This window comes from Aestuariimicrobium sp. Y1814 (genome assembly GCF_050113895.1).
In the GTDB taxonomy this organism is placed as follows: domain Bacteria; phylum Actinomycetota; class Actinomycetes; order Propionibacteriales; family Propionibacteriaceae; genus Aestuariimicrobium.
Window position 1 is genome coordinate 28,878 of the sequence record NZ_JBNJRW010000003.1, and the last position, 18,329, is coordinate 47,206.

Below are 18,329 nucleotides of genomic sequence, written 5' to 3' on the forward strand. Positions count from 1 at the left end.
CTGCCGCCGAAGCCGCCCCGGGTGCCGTCCTTCGAGGCGCTGCCCCGGATCGTGCTGGCCAGCCACAACACCCACAAGCTGGGTGAACTGCAACGGCTGTTCGTCGAGGCCCGGCTGCCGGTGCGGCTGGTCAGCCTGGCCGACTTCCCCGAAGCCCCGGCACCGGCCGAGACCGGGCGCAGCTTCACCGAGAACGCGCTGATCAAGGCGCGTGCGGCCGCCGAGCTGACCGGGGTGGCGGCGATCGCCGACGACTCCGGCATCGAGGTCGAGGTGCTCAACGGCATGCCCGGCGTCCGTTCTGCCCGCTGGGCGGGGCCCTCCGGTGACGACCAGGCCAACCTGGAGCTGTTGCTCGACCAGGTCAGCGACGTCCCCGCAGAGCAGCGCGCCGCCCGGTTTGTCTGCGCCATGGCCCACGTCAGCCCCGACGGCACCGAGACCGTGGTGACCGGGCAGTGGCCCGGGCGCCTGGCCACCGAACCGGCCGGCACCAACGGCTTCGGCTACGACCCCATCTTCGTCCCCGACGGCAGCCAGGTCACCAGCGCCCAGCTGAGCCCCGAGCAGAAGAACGCCCAGTCGCACCGGGCACGTGCCGTGGCCGCCCTGGTCGATGCCCTCCGCGCCACCTACCCCACCCCCCGGGAGGAACAGTGAAGCAGTACCTCGACCTGCTCCAGCACGTGCTCGACAACGGTGTCGACAAGTCCGACCGCACCGGCACCGGCACGCGCAGCGTCTTCGGCCACCAGGCCCGCTACGACCTGTCGGCGGGCTTCCCGCTGCTGACGACCAAGAAGGTGCACACCCGCTCGGTCTTCGGTGAACTGCTGTGGTTCCTGCGCGGTGAGACCAACATCGCCTCCCTGCACGCCGACAACATCACCATCTGGGACGAATGGGCCGACGACTCCGGTGAACTGGGCCCGATCTACGGCTACCAGTGGCGGTCGTGGCCGACGCCGGACGGTCGCCACGTCGACCAGCTGCAGCAGGTGATCGACCAGCTGCAGGGCAACCCCAACTCACGCCGCCACATCGTCTCGGCCTGGAACGTCGCCCAGATCGACGAGATGGCGCTGCCGCTTTCGCGGCGTGAGCGACAGGCCAACCCTGCACGCGCACACGCTGGACCAGCAACAGTCGCCCGTTGACGTTCAACCGGGCCTTAGGGTGGGACATGAGGACCTCCGTTGTTGAGATGTGACCTTCGACAAGCCACAGCCCAGCGGGGGTCCTCCCTTCACGTCAACCGCACAACTGTCATGAACGTCCCTGCCACCAACACCTAGACACCCCCACCAGCAGCCGTCGTCGGACTCGGGGCTGCCCGGCGTGCCTGCACCGGACGACCACAGTCGCACGACCATACTTGAGCAAGCCTTTCCGTCGACGCCGCGCACCGGCGTCGGACTTCCCCCACCGAAAGGACCCTGCGCGTGGCTCGATCGAAGGCGGTACCCGTCCAGCCCGAAGAGCTCGCCGACCCGGTGCCCAACTCCCAGCGAGTGGCGTTCCGGCGCGGTGTGGGCCTGGTGCTGGCGACCCTGGTGCTGCCCGGGTCCGCCCAACTGCAGGCCGGCAACAAGACCCTGGGCCGGGTGGCGCTGCGGACCTGGCTGGTCGTGGTTGGCCTGCTGTTGCTCACCGGTGTGGTGGCCGTGTTCAGCCGCGGCGCCGTGGTGACGGTGCTGGCCTCGGGCTGGTTCTACAAGGTGCTGCAGCCAGTGCTGATCGTCCTGGGCCTGGGCTGGGCGCTGCTGATCGCCGACGCCTGGCGGCTCGCCCAACCCCTGGCGATGGAACGGCTGCGCCGCCTCGGCTTCGGGCTGGTCAGCCTGCTGCTGGCCCTGGCCGTCGGGTCGGCCGGGTTCAACCTGGGTTCGGCCTCCCACGCGCAGGGTGAGCTGCTCGACACCGTCCTCGGCGGGGGCGGGGACTCCACCCCGAACGCCGGCCGCTACAACGTGCTGATGCTCGGCGCCGACGCCGGCGACGGACGAGTGGGACTGCGCCCCGACACGATCATGGTGGCCTCGGTCAACGAGGTCACCGGGCGCACCGTGATCTTCAGCCTGCCCCGCAACCTGGAGGGCGCGACGTTCCCCGACGGGTCGCCGCTGCAGGAGCTCTATCCCGACGGGTACGAGTGCGAGGACCACAGCTGCATGCTCAACGCCATCTACACCCTCGGCCAGGACAACGCCGAGCTGTACCCCGGCGTGAAGGACCCCGGGCTGCAGGCCATGCGTGAGGTGGTCAGTGAATTGCTGGGCCTGGATATCAACTACACCGTCATGGTCGACCTGATGGGCTTCACCTCCCTGATCGACGCCGTGGGCGGCATCAGGCTCAACGTCGGCAAGCGGGTGCCGATCGGTGGTGGCACCTCGCCGATCACCGGCTGGATCGAGCCCGGCGACAACCAGCACTTGGACGGCTACCACGCGCTGTGGTTCGCGCGCTCCCGGCAGGGGTCGACCGACTACGAACGGATGCTGCGGCAGAAGTGCGTGGTCAATGCCATGCTGAACCAGCTCGACCCGATCACGGTGCTGACCAAGTTCAACGAGATCGCCGGCGCCAGTGGCGAGATTGCCTACACCGACGTGCCCTCGAAGGACGTCAACAAGCTCGCCACCCTGGCCAACAAGACCCGCAAATTGCCGCTCAGTTCGGTCTCGTTCACCCCGCCGCTGATCTTCCCGGGGAACCCGAAGCTCGAGGTCATCCGCGAGACGGTCGCGTCCAAGATTGCCGAGTCCGACGCGCTGGACTCGACCACCACCCCGGCCGGTGACCCGGGCAGCAGCACCCCGGCCACCTCGAGCGCGCCGAGCCCCTCGACGACTCCCAGCGCCACCAGTGCCGGCGAGGCCAGCACGGGTGCCACGCCCACCCAGGAGCCCACCAATGAGGGCACCCCGGCGCCCGAGAGCGAGGACCTTGGCGCGGTCTGCTCCTGAGCCGGCCCGTGGGGGAGTGGATCAGGGGGTGCGTCGCGGCAGGGTCAGGGCTGCCAGCACCAGGGCGAACAGCACCACCCCCGACACGATGCCGATGTCGGCCCACATCCGGGTCGTCGGCTCGTCATTCTCACCGATCTCCTGCAGGGCACGCACCGCATAGGTCAGCGGGAAGAAGTCACTGAGGGTCTGCAGCCAGCCGGCCATCTGGTCACGGGGGACGATCACCCCGGCGGCGAGCAGCTGCGGGAAGACCGTCACCGGCATGAACTGCACCGCCTGGAACTCGGTGCGGGCGAAGGCGCTGGTCAACAGCCCCATCGCGACACCCAGCACGGCGTTCATGATCGCCAGCAGCACCACCCACACCGGCTCACCGGCGGTCTGCAGGTCGAACAACCAGTAGGCCGCCCCCGCGCTGGCCGAACCCTGCACCGCCGCCGCCACCCCGAAGGCCAGTGCGTAGCCGCCCAGCAGGTCGGCCCGGTGCAGGGGAGTGGTCAGCAGGCGTTCCAGGGTGCCGCTGGTGCGTTCGCGCAGCATCGAGATGCCGGTGATCAGGAACATGATGATGTGCGGGAACAGGCCCAGCATGATCAGCCCGATCCGGTTGAAGACCGGCGCCCCGTCGAACAGGGCATAGAGCAGGAACAGCAGCACGATCGGCACCACGATGATCATGGCCACCGAACGCTTGTCGTGGCCGAGCTGCCGCAGGCACCGGGCCGCAGTGGCGAGTACCAGGCGGGGGTTCATGACGCATCCCCCGACCCCTGGGCTCCCGACCACTGGGCTCCCGACCCCGGGGCTTCGGCCCGCTGGATCAGCCGCAGGAAGGACTCCTCCAGGTCATCGGTGCCGGTGTCGGCGCGGATCGCGGCCGGGGTGTCGTCGGCGACCAGCCGACCCTCACGCAGCAGCAACAGCCGCTCACATCGTGCCGCCTCGTCCATCACATGGCTCGAGACCAGCACCGTCGCCCCGCCCCCGGCCAGGGTGGTGAACATCTCCCAGAGTTCCACCCGCAGCACCGGGTCGAGCCCGACGGTGGGTTCGTCCAGCACCAGGATGTCCGGGGAACCGACCAGCGCGCAGGCCAGCGACACCCGGCTGCGCTGGCCACCGGACAGGGTGGTCACCAGTTGGCCGGCCTGCTCGGCCAGGCCCACGTCGGTGATCGCCGCGTCCGCCGCACGGGCACCGACCCCGGCGACCGCGGCGAAGTAGCGGGCGTTCTGCCGCAAAGTCAGGTCGCCGTAGACGCTGGGTGCCTGGGTGACGTAGCCGACCCGGTGGCGCAGGGATCGTGAGCCGGCCGGCTGGCCGAGCACCCGCACCTCACCGCCGTGGACGACCTGCACACCGACGATGGCGCGCATCAGCGTCGACTTCCCACCGCCGGAGGGGCCCAGCAGCCCGGTGACCATGCCGGGGTCGACCCGGCAGCTCAAGGCGTGCAGCACCTCACGGCGCCCCCGGGTGACCCGCAGTTCTCGTACATCGATGGCTGGTTCGGCCACGACCACGTCCTCTCATCGGGATGAGGCTACTGCCCGGTGGGCGCACAGCACCGGGCGCTGTCATCATTGGTCCCATGCAGACCGCCACTCGCCCCCGGATCAACGTCTCGGACCCCGTCAGCGTGATCATGCCGGTGCGCAACGAAGAGGCCCACCTGGCCACCTCCGTGCAGGGGGTGCTGGACCAGAACTACCCCGGCGAACTCGAGATCATCCTGGCCGTGGGCCCGAGCCGCGACCGCACCGCCGAGATCGCCGCCTCCCTGGCCGCCGACAACCCGCACATCCGGGTGATCGACAACCCGAGCGGCACCACCCCCGACGCGCTGAACCTGGCGATTGCCGCCAGCCGCTTCCCGGTGGTCGTCCGTGTCGACGCGCACGGGGAACTCGGCGAGGACTACCTGACCACCGCCGTGCAACTGCTGCACCAGACCGACGCCGCCAATGTCGGCGGCCGGATGGAGGCCCGGGGCCGCACCAGCTTCGAGAAGGCGGTCGCGCTGGCCTACAACTCCCGGCTCGGGTTGGGCGGCGGCGGGTTCCACCTGGCCGACACCCCACAGGGCCCGGCCGAGACCGTCTTCCTCGGCTGCTTCCGCCGCGACTCGCTGATCAGCGCCGGCGGCTACGACCCCGACATGATCCGCGCCCAGGACTGGGAGCTGAACCTGCGGTTGCGCCAGGCCGGCGAGAAGGTCATCTACTCACCCCTGCTGCGGGTCACCTACCGCCCACGCAGCTCGGTCCGGGCGCTGGCCCGCCAGTTCTTCCAGACCGGCAAGTGGCGCCGCGAGGTCATCCGGCGCCACCCCGCGACCGCCTCGGCGCGCTACCTCGCCCCGCCGCTGGCCCTGTCCGGCATCGTCGCGGGCACCGCCGTCGCGCTGGCCCCACGCCTGCCGGTCTGGCTGCGGGCCACCGGGGCGCTCGCCCCGCTGGGCTACGCGGCGCTGGTCACCATCGGCAGCCAGGTGGGCCTCGAGGGCGCCGACGAGGTGCCGGTCGAGCGCCGCAGCCGTGCCTGGTTGCCGCTGGTACTGGCGGTCATGCACCTGAGCTGGGGGGCCGGTTTCCTGCGCGGTCTCGACCCGGACGAACGAGTCCGCGACGACGCCGCCCCACGCCCGCGCCGCTAGCCGAGCGCGGCCTTCTCCGCGGCGGCGATCCGCTGCACCCGCTCGGCGCCCGCTGTGCTCCCGGTCCCGCTCCCGGCCGCCGTCTCGACGATGACCGCCGACCCGTGGCCCAGCAGCGGGCCCAGCAGGGCCTGCCGCAGCACGGCCAGCGCGTCCGGCTCCGGGCCGACGTCGACGAGCACGCGGCCGGTGACCGGTTCCACCCCGGCCAGCAGGTCGCCGTGGGTCAGTGTCGCCGTGGCGTCCTGCCAGGCCACGTCGTCGCTGTCGGGCCGCTGCGCGGGGGTGTGGAGGTCGGGCTGGCCGAGCACGTCGTGGTAGTCGAGCATGCCCGGGGCGAGCGCCTCGAAGCCGAGCCCCAGGGGGTGCAGCGAACAGGCGATGGTGTCGACACCGGGCACGGGGCGGGGAGCCCGGGGCCCGACCACCGCCAGGTCGACCGCCGCCGACTGGCTCGCCCCGAGGGCACGCAGTTCACCCCCGCACGACCAGACCGCGGCCGCCCACACCAGGCTGGCCCAGTGCCCGGGGCGCTCCAGCAGCAGCGGGGCGGCCACCACCGGGGCGTCCGCCCAGCCCAGGTCGTCGACCAGGTTGATGGTCTTGTCGACCCAGTTCGAGAACGTGGCCGCGCTCAGCTCGACCCGCTCGTCCGCCGGCCCGTACCAGACCACCAACGGACGACCCGGGTCGTCCTTGAGGCGCTGCTCGAGCCAGTGGCCGACACTGGCCGGTGGGCGGGACGAGGGGGAGGGCGCGCGCAATTGCATGCCCACAGACTAGGTGGGCGCTAGTGTCATGGCCATGCGCTACGTGCTGATCATGGCCGGTGGCTCGGGCAAGCGGCTGTGGCCGCTGTCGCGCCAGGGTGAACCCAAACAGTTGCTGAGGCTGATCGAGGGCAAGAGCCTGCTGCGGATCGCCTATGAACGGGTGCAGGGCTACGTGCCCGACCAGAACATCATCATCTGCACCGGCGCCGCCTACGCCGACACCGTCGCCGCGCAGCTGCCGGAGATCCCCGCAGAGAACCTGCTGGGCGAACCCGAGGGGCGTGACTCGCTGAACGCGGTCGCCTGGACGGCGGCCGTGATCGCCCGGCGCGACCCCGAGGCCGTGATGGCCGTGCTGACCGCCGACCACATCATGGACGAGGTCGACGTGTTCCAGGCTCGGCTGGACGAGGGGTTCGCGCTGGCCGAAGCCCGCGCCGACGCCTTCGTCACCTTCGGGGTGGTGCCGACCAGCCCGCAGACCGGCTTCGGCTACCTGCACCGCGGCGCGCCCGTCGACGGGTTCGACCACGCCTTCGAGGTGCAGGAGTTCAAGGAGAAGCCCGACGTGGCCACCGCCGAGGCCTACCTGGCCACCGGTGAGTACTGGTGGAACTCGGGCATGTTCGTCTGGCGCGCGGCCACCCTGCTGCAGACCCTGGCCACCCTGCAGCCCACCACCCACGCCCTGGTCAGTGAACTGGCCGCCCACCCCGACCGGCTCGCCTCGATCTTTCCGCGACTGCCCAAGATCTCGGTGGACTACGCCGTGATGGAACCGGTCAGCGCCGGCTCGGCGGCCGGGCAGGTCGTCGCAGTCGAACTGCCGATCCGCTGGCACGATGTCGGGTCGTTCCTGGCCCTGGCCGGGCAACTCGATCACGACGCCGACGGCAACGCCGCCACCGGGGCCACCGTCAGCCTCGATGCGGCCAACAACCTGCTGATCAACCGGGGCGGACCCGACCACGTGCTCGCCGTGGCAGACATCGAGAACATGGCGGTGATCACCACCCCCCACGCCACCCTGGTGATCCCCCTCGACCAGTCCGAGCGTGTCAAGGACCTGGTCGCCCGCGTGGTCGCCGACCATGGGGAACGTCACGGCTGACCCACAGGACCCCTAAAGTGGCCCCCGACCAATGAGGAGAGAACATGGACTTGTTCCACAAGAATCGTGAGTTGGTGGCCTGGGCTGCCATCGGCGCGGTGGCACTGGTGATGCTGGGTGCCTTCGTCGAGATCGCCTACCTGAATGACAGCTGGCCGGGCGACACCAACCGGCCCCTGTCGAACGTGGCCCGCCTGGTCGCCGGCCGGTTCGCCCCGCTCGTGCTGCTGGTCGTGGCCGCGCTGGCCAACTGGTTCGTCGCCCACTGGCGCGAACCGTCCAAGAACGCCGCGCTGTTGTCCCTGATCGGGCTGTGCGTGACCGGTGCCGGCGGCCTGCTGTTCGCGGTCTTCACCCTGATCGGGTGGGGCGGTGACGAGTCCAACGGGCTGCGCATCTTCAGCTCGCTGCTGACCCTGGTCGCCAACCTGATCGTTGTGGGCCTGGTCGCGGGCTACTTCTTCATCACCTGGAAGCAGGTCTCGCCGGCCCCGGCCACCCCCTACGGGCAGCCGGGGCAGCAGTTCGGTGGCCAGCCCGGCCAGCCGGGCCTGCCGCCGCAGCAGGCCCAGCCCGGGGCCCAGCAGCAGCCGACCTGGCAGCCGCACGAGGCCTCCGGTGGGGCCTGGAACCGCGCCGGTGACGCGGCCACCGGGGCCGGGGCGAGCACTTGGGGTGTCCCGGGGCAGCAGTCCCAGGGCTGGCAGCCCAGCGCCTCACCGCAGCCCAGCGCCGCTGAGCCGCAGCCCTCGGCCAGCCCGTGGGGCCAGCCCGAGCAGCCTGCACCCCAGCAGTCGGCGCCCCAGCAGAACGAGTGGAACGGCGGTTCCGCGTGGGCCCCGGCCAGCCAGCCGTCGGCCGAGAACACCGCTGAGGAGGGCACCGTGCTGCGTCCGAACCCCAACCCCGGCGCCCAGAACCCCGGCCAGCAATGGTCGGGGGAGCAGAACCAGGGCCAGCAGTGGCCCGGCCAGAACCACTGACCACCGGACCCGGTTCCTGATCGGCGAGGCGACCAGCACCTGCTGGTCGCCTCGCTGCGTCCTGCCCGACGGTTCCAACTCCGGCCCGGTCAGGCCCGGACGATGTCGCCGTTGCGCGGCAGCGTGCCGCCGAAGGTGGTCTCCACCGCCTCGGCGCGGGCGATGTCGACCCGGTCAAGCGCCTGCAGGTGCACGTGCGGCTCGGTGCTGTTGCCCGTGTTGCCGCACTCGGCGACCACGTCCCCGAGCCGCACGGGTTGCCCACACGCACCCGGCTGGCCGGGCTGTTGCGCACCAGCCAGGCCCCGACGAACGGGTAGGCCAGGTCGAGCGGGTCGTTCGCGGCGGTGCGCACCACCCCAGCCTAGGCCGCGGACCCGGCGGAACCGGGCGACCAAGGTGAACCCGGCCGCGGGCAGCCCCCATCGTCCGGGGCACCTGACCGGCGCGGGCGCTGGCCAGTAACCTGTCACGCAAACCCACCGGACGGGAAGGGGCCAGCCATGCTGCTGACGGTGCTGTACGTGATCGGCATCACCGCCGAGGCGATGACCGGTGCCCTGGCGGCCGGCCGGGAGAAGATGGACCTGTTCGGGGTGATCATCATCGCCACCGTCACCGCCATCGGCGGCGGGTCACTGCGCGACATGCTGCTGGGCCACTACCCGTTGACCTGGGTGCGCCAACCGCTCTACCTGGTGCTGGTGGTGGTGGCGGCGGTGCTGACCGTCTCCATCGCCTCGCTGATGCGCTACTTCCGCTCCCTGTTCCTGGCGCTGGATGCGGTGGGGCTGGTGGTCTTCTCGATCCTCGGCGCCAAGATCGCCCGCGAGATGGAACTGGGGCTGGTGATCGCCTGCGTGGCCGCGATCACCACCGGTGTCTTCGGCGGGGTGATGCGTGACCTGTTGTGCAACCGGGTGCCGCTGGTCTTCCGCAAGGAGCTCTACGCCAGCGTCTCGCTGGCCGCGACCCTGCTCTACATCGGGTTGCACGCCGTGGGGCTGCCCGACCTGCCCGCGGTGGTCATCACCCTGGTGGCCGGGTTCACGATGCGTATGCTCGCCGTCCACCACCGGCTCAGCCTGCCCGTCTTCGACTACCAGGAGGTCGAGAACAAGCCGATCGCCGCGCGCCCCCCGCACCCGTGGAGCCGGCGGTTCTCGTCCAATTCGGACGACTGACCCTGCCGGTAGCCCCCGAAGTCGCCACCAATCCGACGACACGCCGTTATCTCTGAAACTTTCCTGTCCCAGCTTGACCGCGGGGAATCACATCCGTGTAACTTGGAGGCCACAGCCGGGTCGAGAGGACAAAGATGAACGAGATCCTGACGGTATTCTCCACCGCCGACGACGGCGTCCTCGCGTGGCAGGAGCAGGCGCTGTGTGCACAGACCGACCCCGAGGCCTTCTTCCCCGAGAAGGGTGGCTCCACCCGGGAGGCCAAGAAGGTCTGCGAGACCTGCACCGTCAAGCGGGAATGCCTGGAGTACGCACTGGCCAATGACGAGCGCTTCGGCATCTGGGGAGGTCTCTCGGAGCGTGAGCGTCGCCGCCTGCGCAAGCGGGCCTGACCCACGTTGGTTGTCAGGCAGGGCCCCATCACCGAAGATGGGTGCCTGACCCCAATCGGCACCACACCGCCGGACAAGGATGGCCTGTGACTTCTGGACCCGAGAACGGCGATTCCCAGGACCTCTGGGCGTGGGCGCGGGACCCGGATGACCAGCCGGACACCTCGCAGCACACCAGGGCCCGGGAACAGGACTGGGCGTGGGCGCACAAACCCGACCCGGACCGCATCCCCGACATCCCCGCCGCCGAGGTCGCGGCCATCATGGTGGTCCACCAGGCCGCTGACTGGCTGGAACGGACCCTGCGCGCGCTGGCCGGGTTGGAGTCACGCCCCGGCGCACTGGTCGCCGTGGACACCGGGTCGAGTGACCGGTCGGCCATGCTGCTCGACGACGCGGTCGAACAGGGCATCATCGACCGGGTCGTGAGGGCCGGGACGGTGCCGGGCTTCGGGGCCGCGGTCGAGCAGGGGATCGCCACCCTCGAGGGTGACCTGACCTGGCTGTGGCTGCTCCACGACGACACCGAACCGCAGCCCCGCGCCCTGGAGGAACTGCTGCTGCGCGCCTCGGCCGACGACGAGCCGGTCGTCCTGTTCCCCAAGCTGCTGCAGCCGCGCCGCCGCAACCACCCCGACCAGTTGGCCGAGGTCGGCTCGTCCATCACCAGCGGCGCCAGCCGGCACCTGGACGTCGCCCCGGGTGAGATCGACCAGAACCAGTCCGACTCAACGGTGGTGCTGGGCGGCTCCACCGCCGCCATGCTCGTCCGCCGCGACGTGTGGGACCAGCTCGGTGGCCTCGATGCGAACCTGCCGCTGTTCCGCGACGGGCTCGACTTCGGGTGGCGCGCCAATGCCGCCGGCCACCGGGTGGTCACCGCCCCTGACGCCGCCGTGCACCACCGGCAGGAGGGTCGCTTCGGTGAACGCTCGTCGGACCTGGTGGGCGATGCCGCGACCACCGACCGGCTGCTCGGCATGCGGGTGCTCGCCGCCCATTCGGCCAACCCCGGCCGCACCATCGCGCGGATGCGCGGACGATCGGTCGCGCGGGGGGTGGGCTACCTGCTCGGGAAGGCCCCCGGTGAGGCGATGGCCGAGTTCCGCGCCGCCGCCCGCGTCGGGGCCGACCGCGCGCTGATCCAGGAGATGAGCACCAGCCGCCACCAGCCGCAGGTCGACACCGCCGCGCTGAGGCCCGGGCCGCTGCAGGTCTGGCGTTCCCGGCTCGACCGGCTCACCCACACGGCCGGTGAATGGCGCGAACGTGATGACGACGACTCTGACACTAGCCTGGACGACCTGACCGGCGACGACTTCGCCGGTGGTCGCCGCCGCGCCCGGCTGGTCACCCCGGGTCGGTTGTTCGCCGCGCTGGTCGTGGTCGGCTTCCTGATCGCCTGGCGCGGCATGTTCGGACGCGGCCAGCTGGTCTCGTTGCGGCTCATGCCCGCCCCCGACAGCCTGTCCGGGGCCTGGGCGGCCTGGCTGCAGCCCACCGCCGGCCAGGCCGGCGCCAACCCCGGCTGGCTCGGGCTGACCGCACTCGGGTCGACCCTGGCCGGCGGCAGCCCCGAGGTCTTCGCCCGGCTGCTGGTGCTGGGCGCACCCGTGCTGGGAGCCTTCTTCGCACACCGGCTGGCCAAACGCATCGTCGGCCGCGGGTGGGTCGCGGCCGCCTTCGCCTCGGTCTGGCCGGCGCTGGCGATCCTGTCCGGCACCACCTTCCGCGGCTCGATCTCGGGGGCGCTGCTGGTCATCCTGCTGCCGCTGGTCGGACTGGCCGGCCTGCGCTGGTTCACCCAGGATGACGAGGGGGTGCGTCCCGGCGACCACCTGCGGGCACCGGCCAGCCTCGCCCTGTGGCTCGGCCTGGCTGCCCAGGGCGCCCCGGCGGCGGCCCTAGTCGGGCTGGGTGCGGCGATCGCCTGGTGGGTCGTCCACCGCAGGTTCACTGCCGGGCTGCTGGTCGCTGCCCTCGGCCCGATGGTGATGCTGCTGCCTTGGGCCCCGCGCCTGGTCCAGCACCCCGGTCGGCTGCTGACCGGCACCGACCCGACCAGCCTGCTGCCCGGTGACGTCGCCCCGGCCTGGCATGTGCTGCTCGGCCGGGCAGCCGTCGACGGGCTGCCCCCGATGTGGGTCTCCGCGCTGGCCCTGGCCGGGATGGCCGCGGTGACCCTGCTGGCGGTGCTGCTCGGGCGACGTCGGCTCAGTGTCTCGGTGGTGCTCGGGTTCATGGCCTCGGCCTGCGCGTGCCTGGTGCTGGCGGCCGTCGGCACCCGACTGCTGGTCACCATCGACGGCCAGCAGGTGCGCCCCGCCCTCGACGTGTGGTTGCTGATCGCCGGCGGGCTGGTGCTGTGCATGTGCCTGAGCGCCATGCGCCCCAAGCGCCGGCCGGTCGGCCAGCACGCCGAAGAACCCATGACCACCGGCAGCCTGGCTGCCACCCTCGCCGCCGCCCTGGTCGGCATCCTCGGCGTCGCCACCGCCGTCGGCGGGCAGGGCAACTCCCCGCTGCGCGTCGAACCCAACCCGCTGCCGGCCTATGTCGCCGACGTGCAGCAGTCCAGCCGCGCGACCCGCACGCTGGTCGTGCAGGTCGACAACGGCGCCCACCAGTGGATGCTCACCAGCCGCACCACCCCCGGCTGGGGTGCCGGCGAGGCCTTCCCGGTGCTGGCCAGCGCCGAGCAGTCCGACCGGGTCGCCGCACTGGCGGCACGCATCGCCAACGGCACCCCCGGCGACGACCTGGCCCAACGACTGGCCGAACTCGGCATCGCCCATGTCGTCGCCCGAGGCGCCGAGGCCGGGATCATCCAGGGCGTCTCCAACGCCCCCGGGCTGACCGCCGCCCAACTGGACGACGGCACCACCGTGTGGACCGTCGAGGGCCTGGTCAGCCGCGCCGCCACGGTGGGGGAGTCCGGCGAACTGACCTCGCTGCCCTCGGCCGAGGTCAGCGCCCCCGGCGTCGTCCGGGTCGCCGAGCTGCCCGACGAGCGCTGGGTCGTCACCGTCGGCGGGCAGCAGGTGCCGGTGGTCGCCGACCCGTCCGGGTTCGGGGTCCGCGCCGAGGTGAACGGCCCCACCGGCCCGCTCACCTGGGCGACCACCCCGAGCTGGCTCGCCGTGGTCGCGCACCTGGTCATCATCGGGCTGCTCGTCGTGCTGGCCGCCCCGACCGCCCGCAGGCCCGGGGCGCGCCCACCGACCCGCAGCCTGGAGACCCCGAGGAGGAGCCTGTGACCAGCACACCTCGCCGCCGGGCCCACAGCCTGCTGGCCGTCGTCGTCCCGGCCCTGGTCGCCGGCCTGTTGATCGTGGCCGCCAGTTTCGTGCCCGCCCAGCAGCCCACGGCGCGGGTGGTCGACGCCGGGCCCACGGTGCAGACCCGCGCCTGCGCCTTCACCGGCGCCCCCGGCGCACTGGTCGCCTCCGGCGCCGAGGTCGAAACCACCCTGCTCGACGGGCAGGTGATCGACGACCCGAGCGTCAACGGCGCGGTGACCGGGTCGGTGGTGCTGCGGGCGGCGGGCGAACAGCCGCTGACCGCCGGTGTACGCAGCCAGTCCAGCGCCGGGCTGATGTGGGCCGAGTGCCGCCCGCCCGCCACCACGGGGTCCCTGCTGCTGCCCGACCCCGCCACCGCCGAGGTGGTGCTGGTCAACCCCGACCGCACCGATGCCGGGGTCAACATCACCCTCAGTGGCGCCACCGGACAGATCCAGTCACCGGGCCTGCGCGGCATCGTGGTGCCCGCTGGTTCGATGGTGCGGGTGCCGATCTCGGTGCACGCCCCGGCCGGGGCACCGGTCACCGCGACCTACCAGGCCAGCCAGGGCCGGGTGCAGGCGGCAGTGCGCAGCCTGACCACCGCCCCCGAACAGGCGGTGGCGACCGCCCCCAAGCGGGTGGCGGTCTTCGCGGCCGTGCCGACCCGGCCCACCGGCGCCCGGCTGCTGCTGCACAACCCGGGCGGCGAACGGGCCGAGGTCACCATCGAACTGCTCGGCCCCCGCGGCCGGTTCGCCCCCGCGAACGGCACCGCCTCCCTGGCCCCGCACACGACGGTCGCGATCGACCTGGGTGCGGCCTTCACCGAACGGGACATGGGCCTGGTGGTGACCGGGTCGTCGGAGGTGTTGAGCATGCTCACCACCCAGGGCGCCAACGACATCGCCTGGATGCTGCCCGACGAGGCGGCCACCGACCTGATGGACGCGGTGCCCGAGGGCACCCTGCAAGTGGTCAACCCGTCACCGGACGAAGCGAGCGTGACCATGGTGCAGGTGCACCCCGACGGCACCGCCGACGCGCCGCAGACCCTCACCATTCCCGCCGGGGCCAGCGGGCAGTTCCCGGTGGTCGCCGGCCAGGTGAGGATCACCTCCACCGCCCCGATCGCGGCAGCGGTGCGGGTGGCCGGCACCGGCCAGGCGGTCAGCCGGGTGCGCCCACCGGCGGGTGTGGTCGTGCCCCAACCCGGCACGATGGACCCGCAACTGGCCCAGTAGGGCCCGGGGTTACACCTCAGTCGTCGTCCTCGTCGACCATCGGGTCGATCTCGTCGACCGAGCGGCCGGTCAGCGCGGCCAACTGCTCGACCAGGGTGCGGTGGACCAGGATCCGCAACCCGCGGCGGGTGGCTGAACGATGCTCGAGGGGGCGCCGGTACATCACGATCCGGGCCGGGAAACCGGCGGTGGCGCCGGTGGCCGCGGCCAGCGGCACGTGCCCGCTGGTCGAGTGGGAACCCGGCACGTCCTCGACGCCGATGTCGACCCCGACCAGCGCCTCCGGGCACGACTGCTGGACCCGGTCGATGGCATCGGAGACTGCGTCGAGGAAGGTCTCGCTGCGGGTGGAGGCGCTGGGGATGCGACGCGGCGGCCCGTAGGGAGAAAGGCCGGCGATGGGACCGCGGAGGCCCCGGCCATGTCGATCGCGTCTGCTCACCATGGGCACACCCTAATGCTGATCCGGCGCTGGCTGCTGATCTGGAACCGGGCCCTCAACGCTCGGCGATCACGCGCAGGTGCCGTTTCTCGGCCAGGACCACCACATTGTCGCGGAACTCGGACGCCTGGGCGTGCGCCGGGGTGAGGGGCTGCTGCACGGGGTCGTCGTGGCGCAGGCCCACCTCGCGGATGGCGTCGGCCAGGGCGAGCAGGTCGTCGACCGGCGGGGCGGGGTCCTCGTCCAGTTCCGGCAACCGGACGACCTCCCAGCCCTGGGGGGCCGACATCTTGTCGGCGTGCCGGCGGCACAGGTCGTAGGCGCTGGGGTCAGCGCTCGGCGACAGCGGCCCGACCACGGCCAACTGGCCGGCGTAGTCAAAGGTCAGGGTGGTGGTGGCCCGCGCCGAGCAGGCCGTGCGTGAACACCAACGCCTCATGACGTTCCTTTGCGATGCGGGTACGGGGTGTGCCGTACGGGGAAGCCGGCACCGGGCCAGCTCAGGTGAGATTACGGGTGCTGGCCGGGCCATGGCACTTGCCTCGCCGGGCGGACGACAGATTCCCTGCCCCCTCTGCCGGTCGGGGCCGGTCAGCCTCACCCGCGCAGGTGCCGCCGGTCGGTAGGCTGCAGGGGTGATCACAGAGGGCGTCTTCAAGGCCAACGACATCCGCGGCGCGGTTCCCCAGTCATGGGACGAGGCCGGCGCCGCCGCCATCGGGGCCGCATTCGTCGAACTGGCTGGGCTCGAGGGCAAGCAGTTCGTGCTGGGCCGCGACATGCGCCTGACCGGGTGGGAGATGTCACGCGCCTTCGCCGCCGGCGCCATCAGCCGCGGGGCCGAGGTGCTCGACACCGGCCTGGCCTCCACCGACCAGCTGTGGTTCGCCTCCGGCTCGCTCGACCTGCCCGGGGTGCAGTTCACCGCCAGCCACAACCCCGCCAGCGACAACGGCATCAAGTTCTGCCAGGCCGGCGCCGCCCCGGTGAGCCCCGACTTCCTGGCCCGGCTGCGTGACCGCGCGCTGGAACTGCACGGCAGCGTCGATGCCGCCCTGCCCGAGCACGGCCTGACGCAGGTCGAGACCCTCGACGACTACGTCCGACACCTGCACGGCCTGGTCCCCCTCGAGGGCCTGCGGCACCTGAAGGTCGTCGTCGATGCCGGCAACGGCATGGCCGGCCACACCGTCGCCGCCGTCCTGGCCGGCGCCGACATCGAACTGGTCGGGCTCTACCTCGACCTGGACGGCTCCTTCCCGAACCACCAGCCCAACCCGCTGGAACCGGAGAACCTGGTCGACGCCCAGGCCGCCGTCCGTGAGCACGGTGCCGACCTGGCCCTGGTATTCGACGGTGACGCCGACCGCTGCTTCATCATCGACGAACGCGGTGAGGTGGTCAGCCCCTCGGCGATCACAGCGCTGATAGCCCGCGCCGAACTCGAGCGTGAACCCGGCGCCACCATCGTCATCAACACCATCACCAGCCGCACCGTCGCCGATGTCGTCGCCGAGGCGGGTGGCACGACCGTCACCAGCAAGGTCGGCCACACCTTCGTCAAGGCGCTGATGGCCGAGCACGACGCCATCTTCGGCGGCGAACATTCCGCGCACTACTACTTCCGCGACTTCTGGGGTGCCGACACCGGCATGCTCGCCGCCCTGCACGTGCTACGCATCCTGGGCAGCCAGGACCAGCCGCTGTCGGAGGTGATGCACACCTACGAGCGCTACGTGGCCTCCGGTGAGATCAACTCGCAGGTCAGCGACGCCGGCGAGGTGATGGAGGTCGTCGAGGCCGCCTTCATCGGCCGCGGCGAGGTCGACCACACCGACGGGCTGACCGTGCGCGGCACCGACGCCCACGACAACCTGTGGTGGTTCAACCTGCGCCCCTCGAACACCGAGCCCTACCTGCGGTTGAACGCTGAGGCCCTCGACCCGGCCGTGATGCAGGCCGTGCGTGACGACGTGCTCGACCTCGTCCGCGGCACCACCACCACCTGACCAGCCCACTCGCGCAAGGAGAGCCCGATGAGCAACCCGAACCACACCCCCGACCTGCAGCTCTCACCCGAGTTCCTGGAGATCGCGGCCTGCCCCGCGTGCCACTCCCGGTTCGCTGTCGACTACGACAACCGTGAGATGGTCTGCGCGAACAGCCAGTGTGGCCTGGCCTACCCGGTGCGCGACGGCATCCCGATCCTGCTGATCGACGAGGCCCGCAACACCCGCGCCGCCACCCAGAGCTGACCGATGGACTTCGACGACACCCGACTGGCCACCCCCACCGTCAGCGCCCGCGCCGACGAGGCGTTGCGCCACCTGGCCGGTGCCGGCGCCCGGATTCGGCGTGAGGCGTCGACCTCGGCCAAGGAGCTGGCCGCCGGGTTCGGTGGCGGGGTGCGTCCCCGGGGGGTGGTGGCCCTGGGCCGCGGTGCCCGGCTGATCCGTGCGGTGCTCGAACCGTTCTGCCCCAGCCCCTTCGTGGCCTGGCCCTTCTCAGGGCTGCCGGCCTGGGTCGGGTCACTCGACCTGGTCGTCGTGCTCGCCCCCGAGGGGTCCGACCCCGACCTGATGTCGGCGGTGCAGGAGGCCGCGCGGCGTGGCAGTTCGGTGCTGGTCGCTGGACGACCCGAGTCACCGATCGTCGAGGCCGCCGCCAGCCGCTCGACCCTGGTGGTCCCCACCGAGACCGGGGACGAACTGGCTGCGGTCGTGCAGGTGCTGGCCGTGCTGCACGAGTTGGGCCTGGGCCCGGCGGTGCTGCCCGAAGCGGTGGCCGCGGCCGCCGATGCGGTGGCCGAGACCTCGTCCCCGCACCGTGACCTGGCCGTCAACCCCGCCAAGGACTTCGCGCTGCACCTGGCCGACGCCCAGCCACTGGTCTTCGGCGGCACGGTGCTGGCCGCCCGCGCCGGGCGCCGCCTCGCCGAGGCGCTGCGCCGTTCCACCGGACGAGCGGCCCTGGCCGCCGACACCGGTGAACTGGAACCGGTGATCACCGCCCAGGACACGCGTGACCTGTTCGCCGACCCCTTCGACGACCCCTCAGCGGCGATCCGGCCCGTGCTGGTCATCCTCGACGACGGCACCGACGACGCCCAGGCCCGCCGGGCCGCGGGGGAACTGGTCACCCTCGCCACCCGCCACGAGGTGCGGGTGGTCACCGTGCGCGCCGGGGAGTCGGTCACCTCACCGATGGAACGCTACGCCTCACTGCTCTACCAGGGCCTGTTCGGGGCCACCTGGCTGTCGATCGGCCTCGGCAGGCTCTGAGCCCCTGCCA

Annotated in this window: 18 protein-coding genes and 2 pseudogenes; 13 read left to right on the top strand and 7 right to left on the bottom strand. The window is 71.8% G+C overall.

Annotated elements, in window-relative coordinates; genetic code table 11:
• The first annotated feature begins 39 nt into the window (after window positions 1–39).
• Window positions 40–660 carry an RdgB/HAM1 family non-canonical purine NTP pyrophosphatase gene (gene rdgB, locus ACQE3C_RS04260; protein WP_434538230.1) on the top strand — a complete coding sequence of 207 codons (621 nt, stop codon included), beginning with the start codon at window positions 40–42 and terminating at the stop codon, window positions 658–660.
• Window positions 657–1,088, top strand: a pseudogene (gene thyA / locus ACQE3C_RS04265) (thymidylate synthase); the annotation flags it as partial. The gene rdgB and the pseudogene thyA, both read left to right, overlap by 4 nt.
• A gap of 28 nt (window positions 1,089–1,116) precedes the next feature.
• On the opposite strand, the pseudogene ACQE3C_RS04270 reads toward thyA, so the two are convergent.
• A pseudogene (locus tag ACQE3C_RS04270) lies at window positions 1,117–1,185 on the bottom strand (hypothetical protein); the annotation flags it as partial.
• 257 nt (window positions 1,186–1,442) lie between these two features.
• Between ACQE3C_RS04270 and ACQE3C_RS04275 the strand changes: the two are divergent.
• Entirely contained in the window at window positions 1,443–2,969 is a 1,527-nt protein-coding gene (locus tag ACQE3C_RS04275; RefSeq protein WP_434537945.1) for an LCP family glycopolymer transferase, read from the top strand.
• 21 nt (window positions 2,970–2,990) lie between these two features.
• On the opposite strand, the gene ACQE3C_RS04280 is transcribed toward ACQE3C_RS04275, so the two are convergent.
• Together ACQE3C_RS04280 and ACQE3C_RS04285 are read right to left on the bottom strand one after the other, a co-directional pair.
• Window positions 2,991–3,725 carry an ABC transporter permease gene (locus ACQE3C_RS04280; RefSeq protein ID WP_434537946.1) on the bottom strand — a complete coding sequence of 245 codons (735 nt, stop codon included), beginning with the start codon at window positions 3,723–3,725 and terminating at the stop codon, window positions 2,991–2,993.
• Entirely contained in the window at window positions 3,722–4,489 is a 768-nt protein-coding gene (locus ACQE3C_RS04285) for an ABC transporter ATP-binding protein (RefSeq protein WP_434537947.1), read from the bottom strand. The genes ACQE3C_RS04280 and ACQE3C_RS04285 overlap by 4 nt, the downstream gene beginning before the upstream one ends.
• Before the next feature lie 74 nt (window positions 4,490–4,563).
• Between ACQE3C_RS04285 and ACQE3C_RS04290 the strand changes: the two genes are divergently transcribed.
• Window positions 4,564–5,628, top strand: coding sequence for a glycosyltransferase family 2 protein (locus ACQE3C_RS04290; protein ID WP_434537948.1), 1,065 nt, complete (start codon window positions 4,564–4,566; stop codon window positions 5,626–5,628).
• On the opposite strand, the gene ACQE3C_RS04295 is transcribed toward ACQE3C_RS04290, so the two are convergent.
• Window positions 5,625–6,398, bottom strand: coding sequence for a TIGR03089 family protein (locus ACQE3C_RS04295; protein ID WP_434537949.1), 774 nt, complete (start codon window positions 6,396–6,398; stop codon window positions 5,625–5,627). The genes ACQE3C_RS04290 and ACQE3C_RS04295 overlap by 4 nt on opposite strands.
• A 34-nt stretch (window positions 6,399–6,432) precedes the next feature.
• On the opposite strand from ACQE3C_RS04295, the gene ACQE3C_RS04300 reads away from it, so the two are divergent.
• The gene (locus ACQE3C_RS04300) at window positions 6,433–7,512 is read left to right on the top strand and encodes a mannose-1-phosphate guanylyltransferase (protein WP_434537950.1); all 1,080 of its coding nucleotides are present in this window, start codon (window positions 6,433–6,435) and stop codon (window positions 7,510–7,512) included.
• A gap of 44 nt (window positions 7,513–7,556) precedes the next feature.
• Window positions 7,557–8,495 carry a hypothetical protein gene (locus tag ACQE3C_RS04305; protein ID WP_434537951.1) on the top strand — a complete coding sequence of 313 codons (939 nt, stop codon included), beginning with the start codon at window positions 7,557–7,559 and terminating at the stop codon, window positions 8,493–8,495.
• Window positions 8,496–8,584: 89 nt separating this feature from the next.
• Here the strand turns inward: ACQE3C_RS04305 and ACQE3C_RS04310 are convergent, their stop codons facing one another.
• Entirely contained in the window at window positions 8,585–8,749 is a 165-nt protein-coding gene (locus ACQE3C_RS04310) for a hypothetical protein (RefSeq protein ID WP_434537952.1), read from the bottom strand.
• A gap of 249 nt (window positions 8,750–8,998) precedes the next feature.
• On the opposite strand from ACQE3C_RS04310, the gene ACQE3C_RS04315 reads away from it, so the two are divergent.
• From ACQE3C_RS04315 to ACQE3C_RS04330, 4 genes are all read left to right on the top strand, one after another.
• Window positions 8,999–9,679: a trimeric intracellular cation channel family protein gene (locus ACQE3C_RS04315; RefSeq protein ID WP_434537953.1), complete on the top strand. Its 681-nt coding sequence runs from the start codon at window positions 8,999–9,001 to the stop codon at window positions 9,677–9,679.
• A gap of 134 nt (window positions 9,680–9,813) precedes the next feature.
• Window positions 9,814–10,071, top strand: a complete 258-nt coding sequence (locus tag ACQE3C_RS04320) for a WhiB family transcriptional regulator (protein ID WP_434537954.1) — start codon at window positions 9,814–9,816, stop codon at window positions 10,069–10,071.
• Between the two features lie 86 nt (window positions 10,072–10,157).
• A complete protein-coding gene (locus tag ACQE3C_RS04325) occupies window positions 10,158–13,328 on the top strand; it encodes a glycosyltransferase family 2 protein (RefSeq protein ID WP_434537955.1) in 3,171 nt (1,056 codons plus the stop codon).
• A complete protein-coding gene (locus ACQE3C_RS04330; RefSeq protein ID WP_434537956.1) occupies window positions 13,325–14,596 on the top strand; it encodes a DUF5719 family protein in 1,272 nt (423 codons plus the stop codon). The genes ACQE3C_RS04325 and ACQE3C_RS04330 overlap by 4 nt, the downstream gene beginning before the upstream one ends.
• Before the next feature lie 16 nt (window positions 14,597–14,612).
• Here ACQE3C_RS04330 and ACQE3C_RS04335 read toward each other — a convergent pair whose 3' ends face one another.
• Both ACQE3C_RS04335 and ACQE3C_RS04340 read right to left on the bottom strand, forming a co-directional pair.
• Window positions 14,613–15,041 (bottom strand): metallopeptidase family protein, encoded by a 429-nt coding sequence (locus ACQE3C_RS04335; protein WP_434537957.1) that lies wholly within the window; start codon window positions 15,039–15,041, stop codon window positions 14,613–14,615.
• A 52-nt stretch (window positions 15,042–15,093) separates the two neighbouring features.
• Entirely contained in the window at window positions 15,094–15,477 is a 384-nt protein-coding gene (locus tag ACQE3C_RS04340; RefSeq protein ID WP_434537958.1) for a DUF3499 domain-containing protein, read from the bottom strand.
• Between the two features lie 196 nt (window positions 15,478–15,673).
• Between ACQE3C_RS04340 and manB the strand changes: the two genes are divergently transcribed.
• From manB to ACQE3C_RS04355, 3 genes are read left to right on the top strand one after another with little or no spacing between them, the layout of a single operon-like run.
• On the top strand, window positions 15,674–17,047 hold the full coding sequence (manB, locus tag ACQE3C_RS04345; RefSeq protein ID WP_434537959.1) for a phosphomannomutase/phosphoglucomutase: 1,374 nt from the start codon (window positions 15,674–15,676) through the stop codon (window positions 17,045–17,047).
• A 27-nt stretch (window positions 17,048–17,074) separates the two neighbouring features.
• On the top strand, window positions 17,075–17,293 hold the full coding sequence (locus ACQE3C_RS04350; protein WP_434537960.1) for a Trm112 family protein: 219 nt from the start codon (window positions 17,075–17,077) through the stop codon (window positions 17,291–17,293).
• Between the two features lie 3 nt (window positions 17,294–17,296).
• The gene (locus tag ACQE3C_RS04355; protein ID WP_434537961.1) at window positions 17,297–18,319 is read left to right on the top strand and encodes an SIS domain-containing protein; all 1,023 of its coding nucleotides are present in this window, start codon (window positions 17,297–17,299) and stop codon (window positions 18,317–18,319) included.
• The last annotated feature ends 10 nt before the right edge of the window (window positions 18,320–18,329 follow it).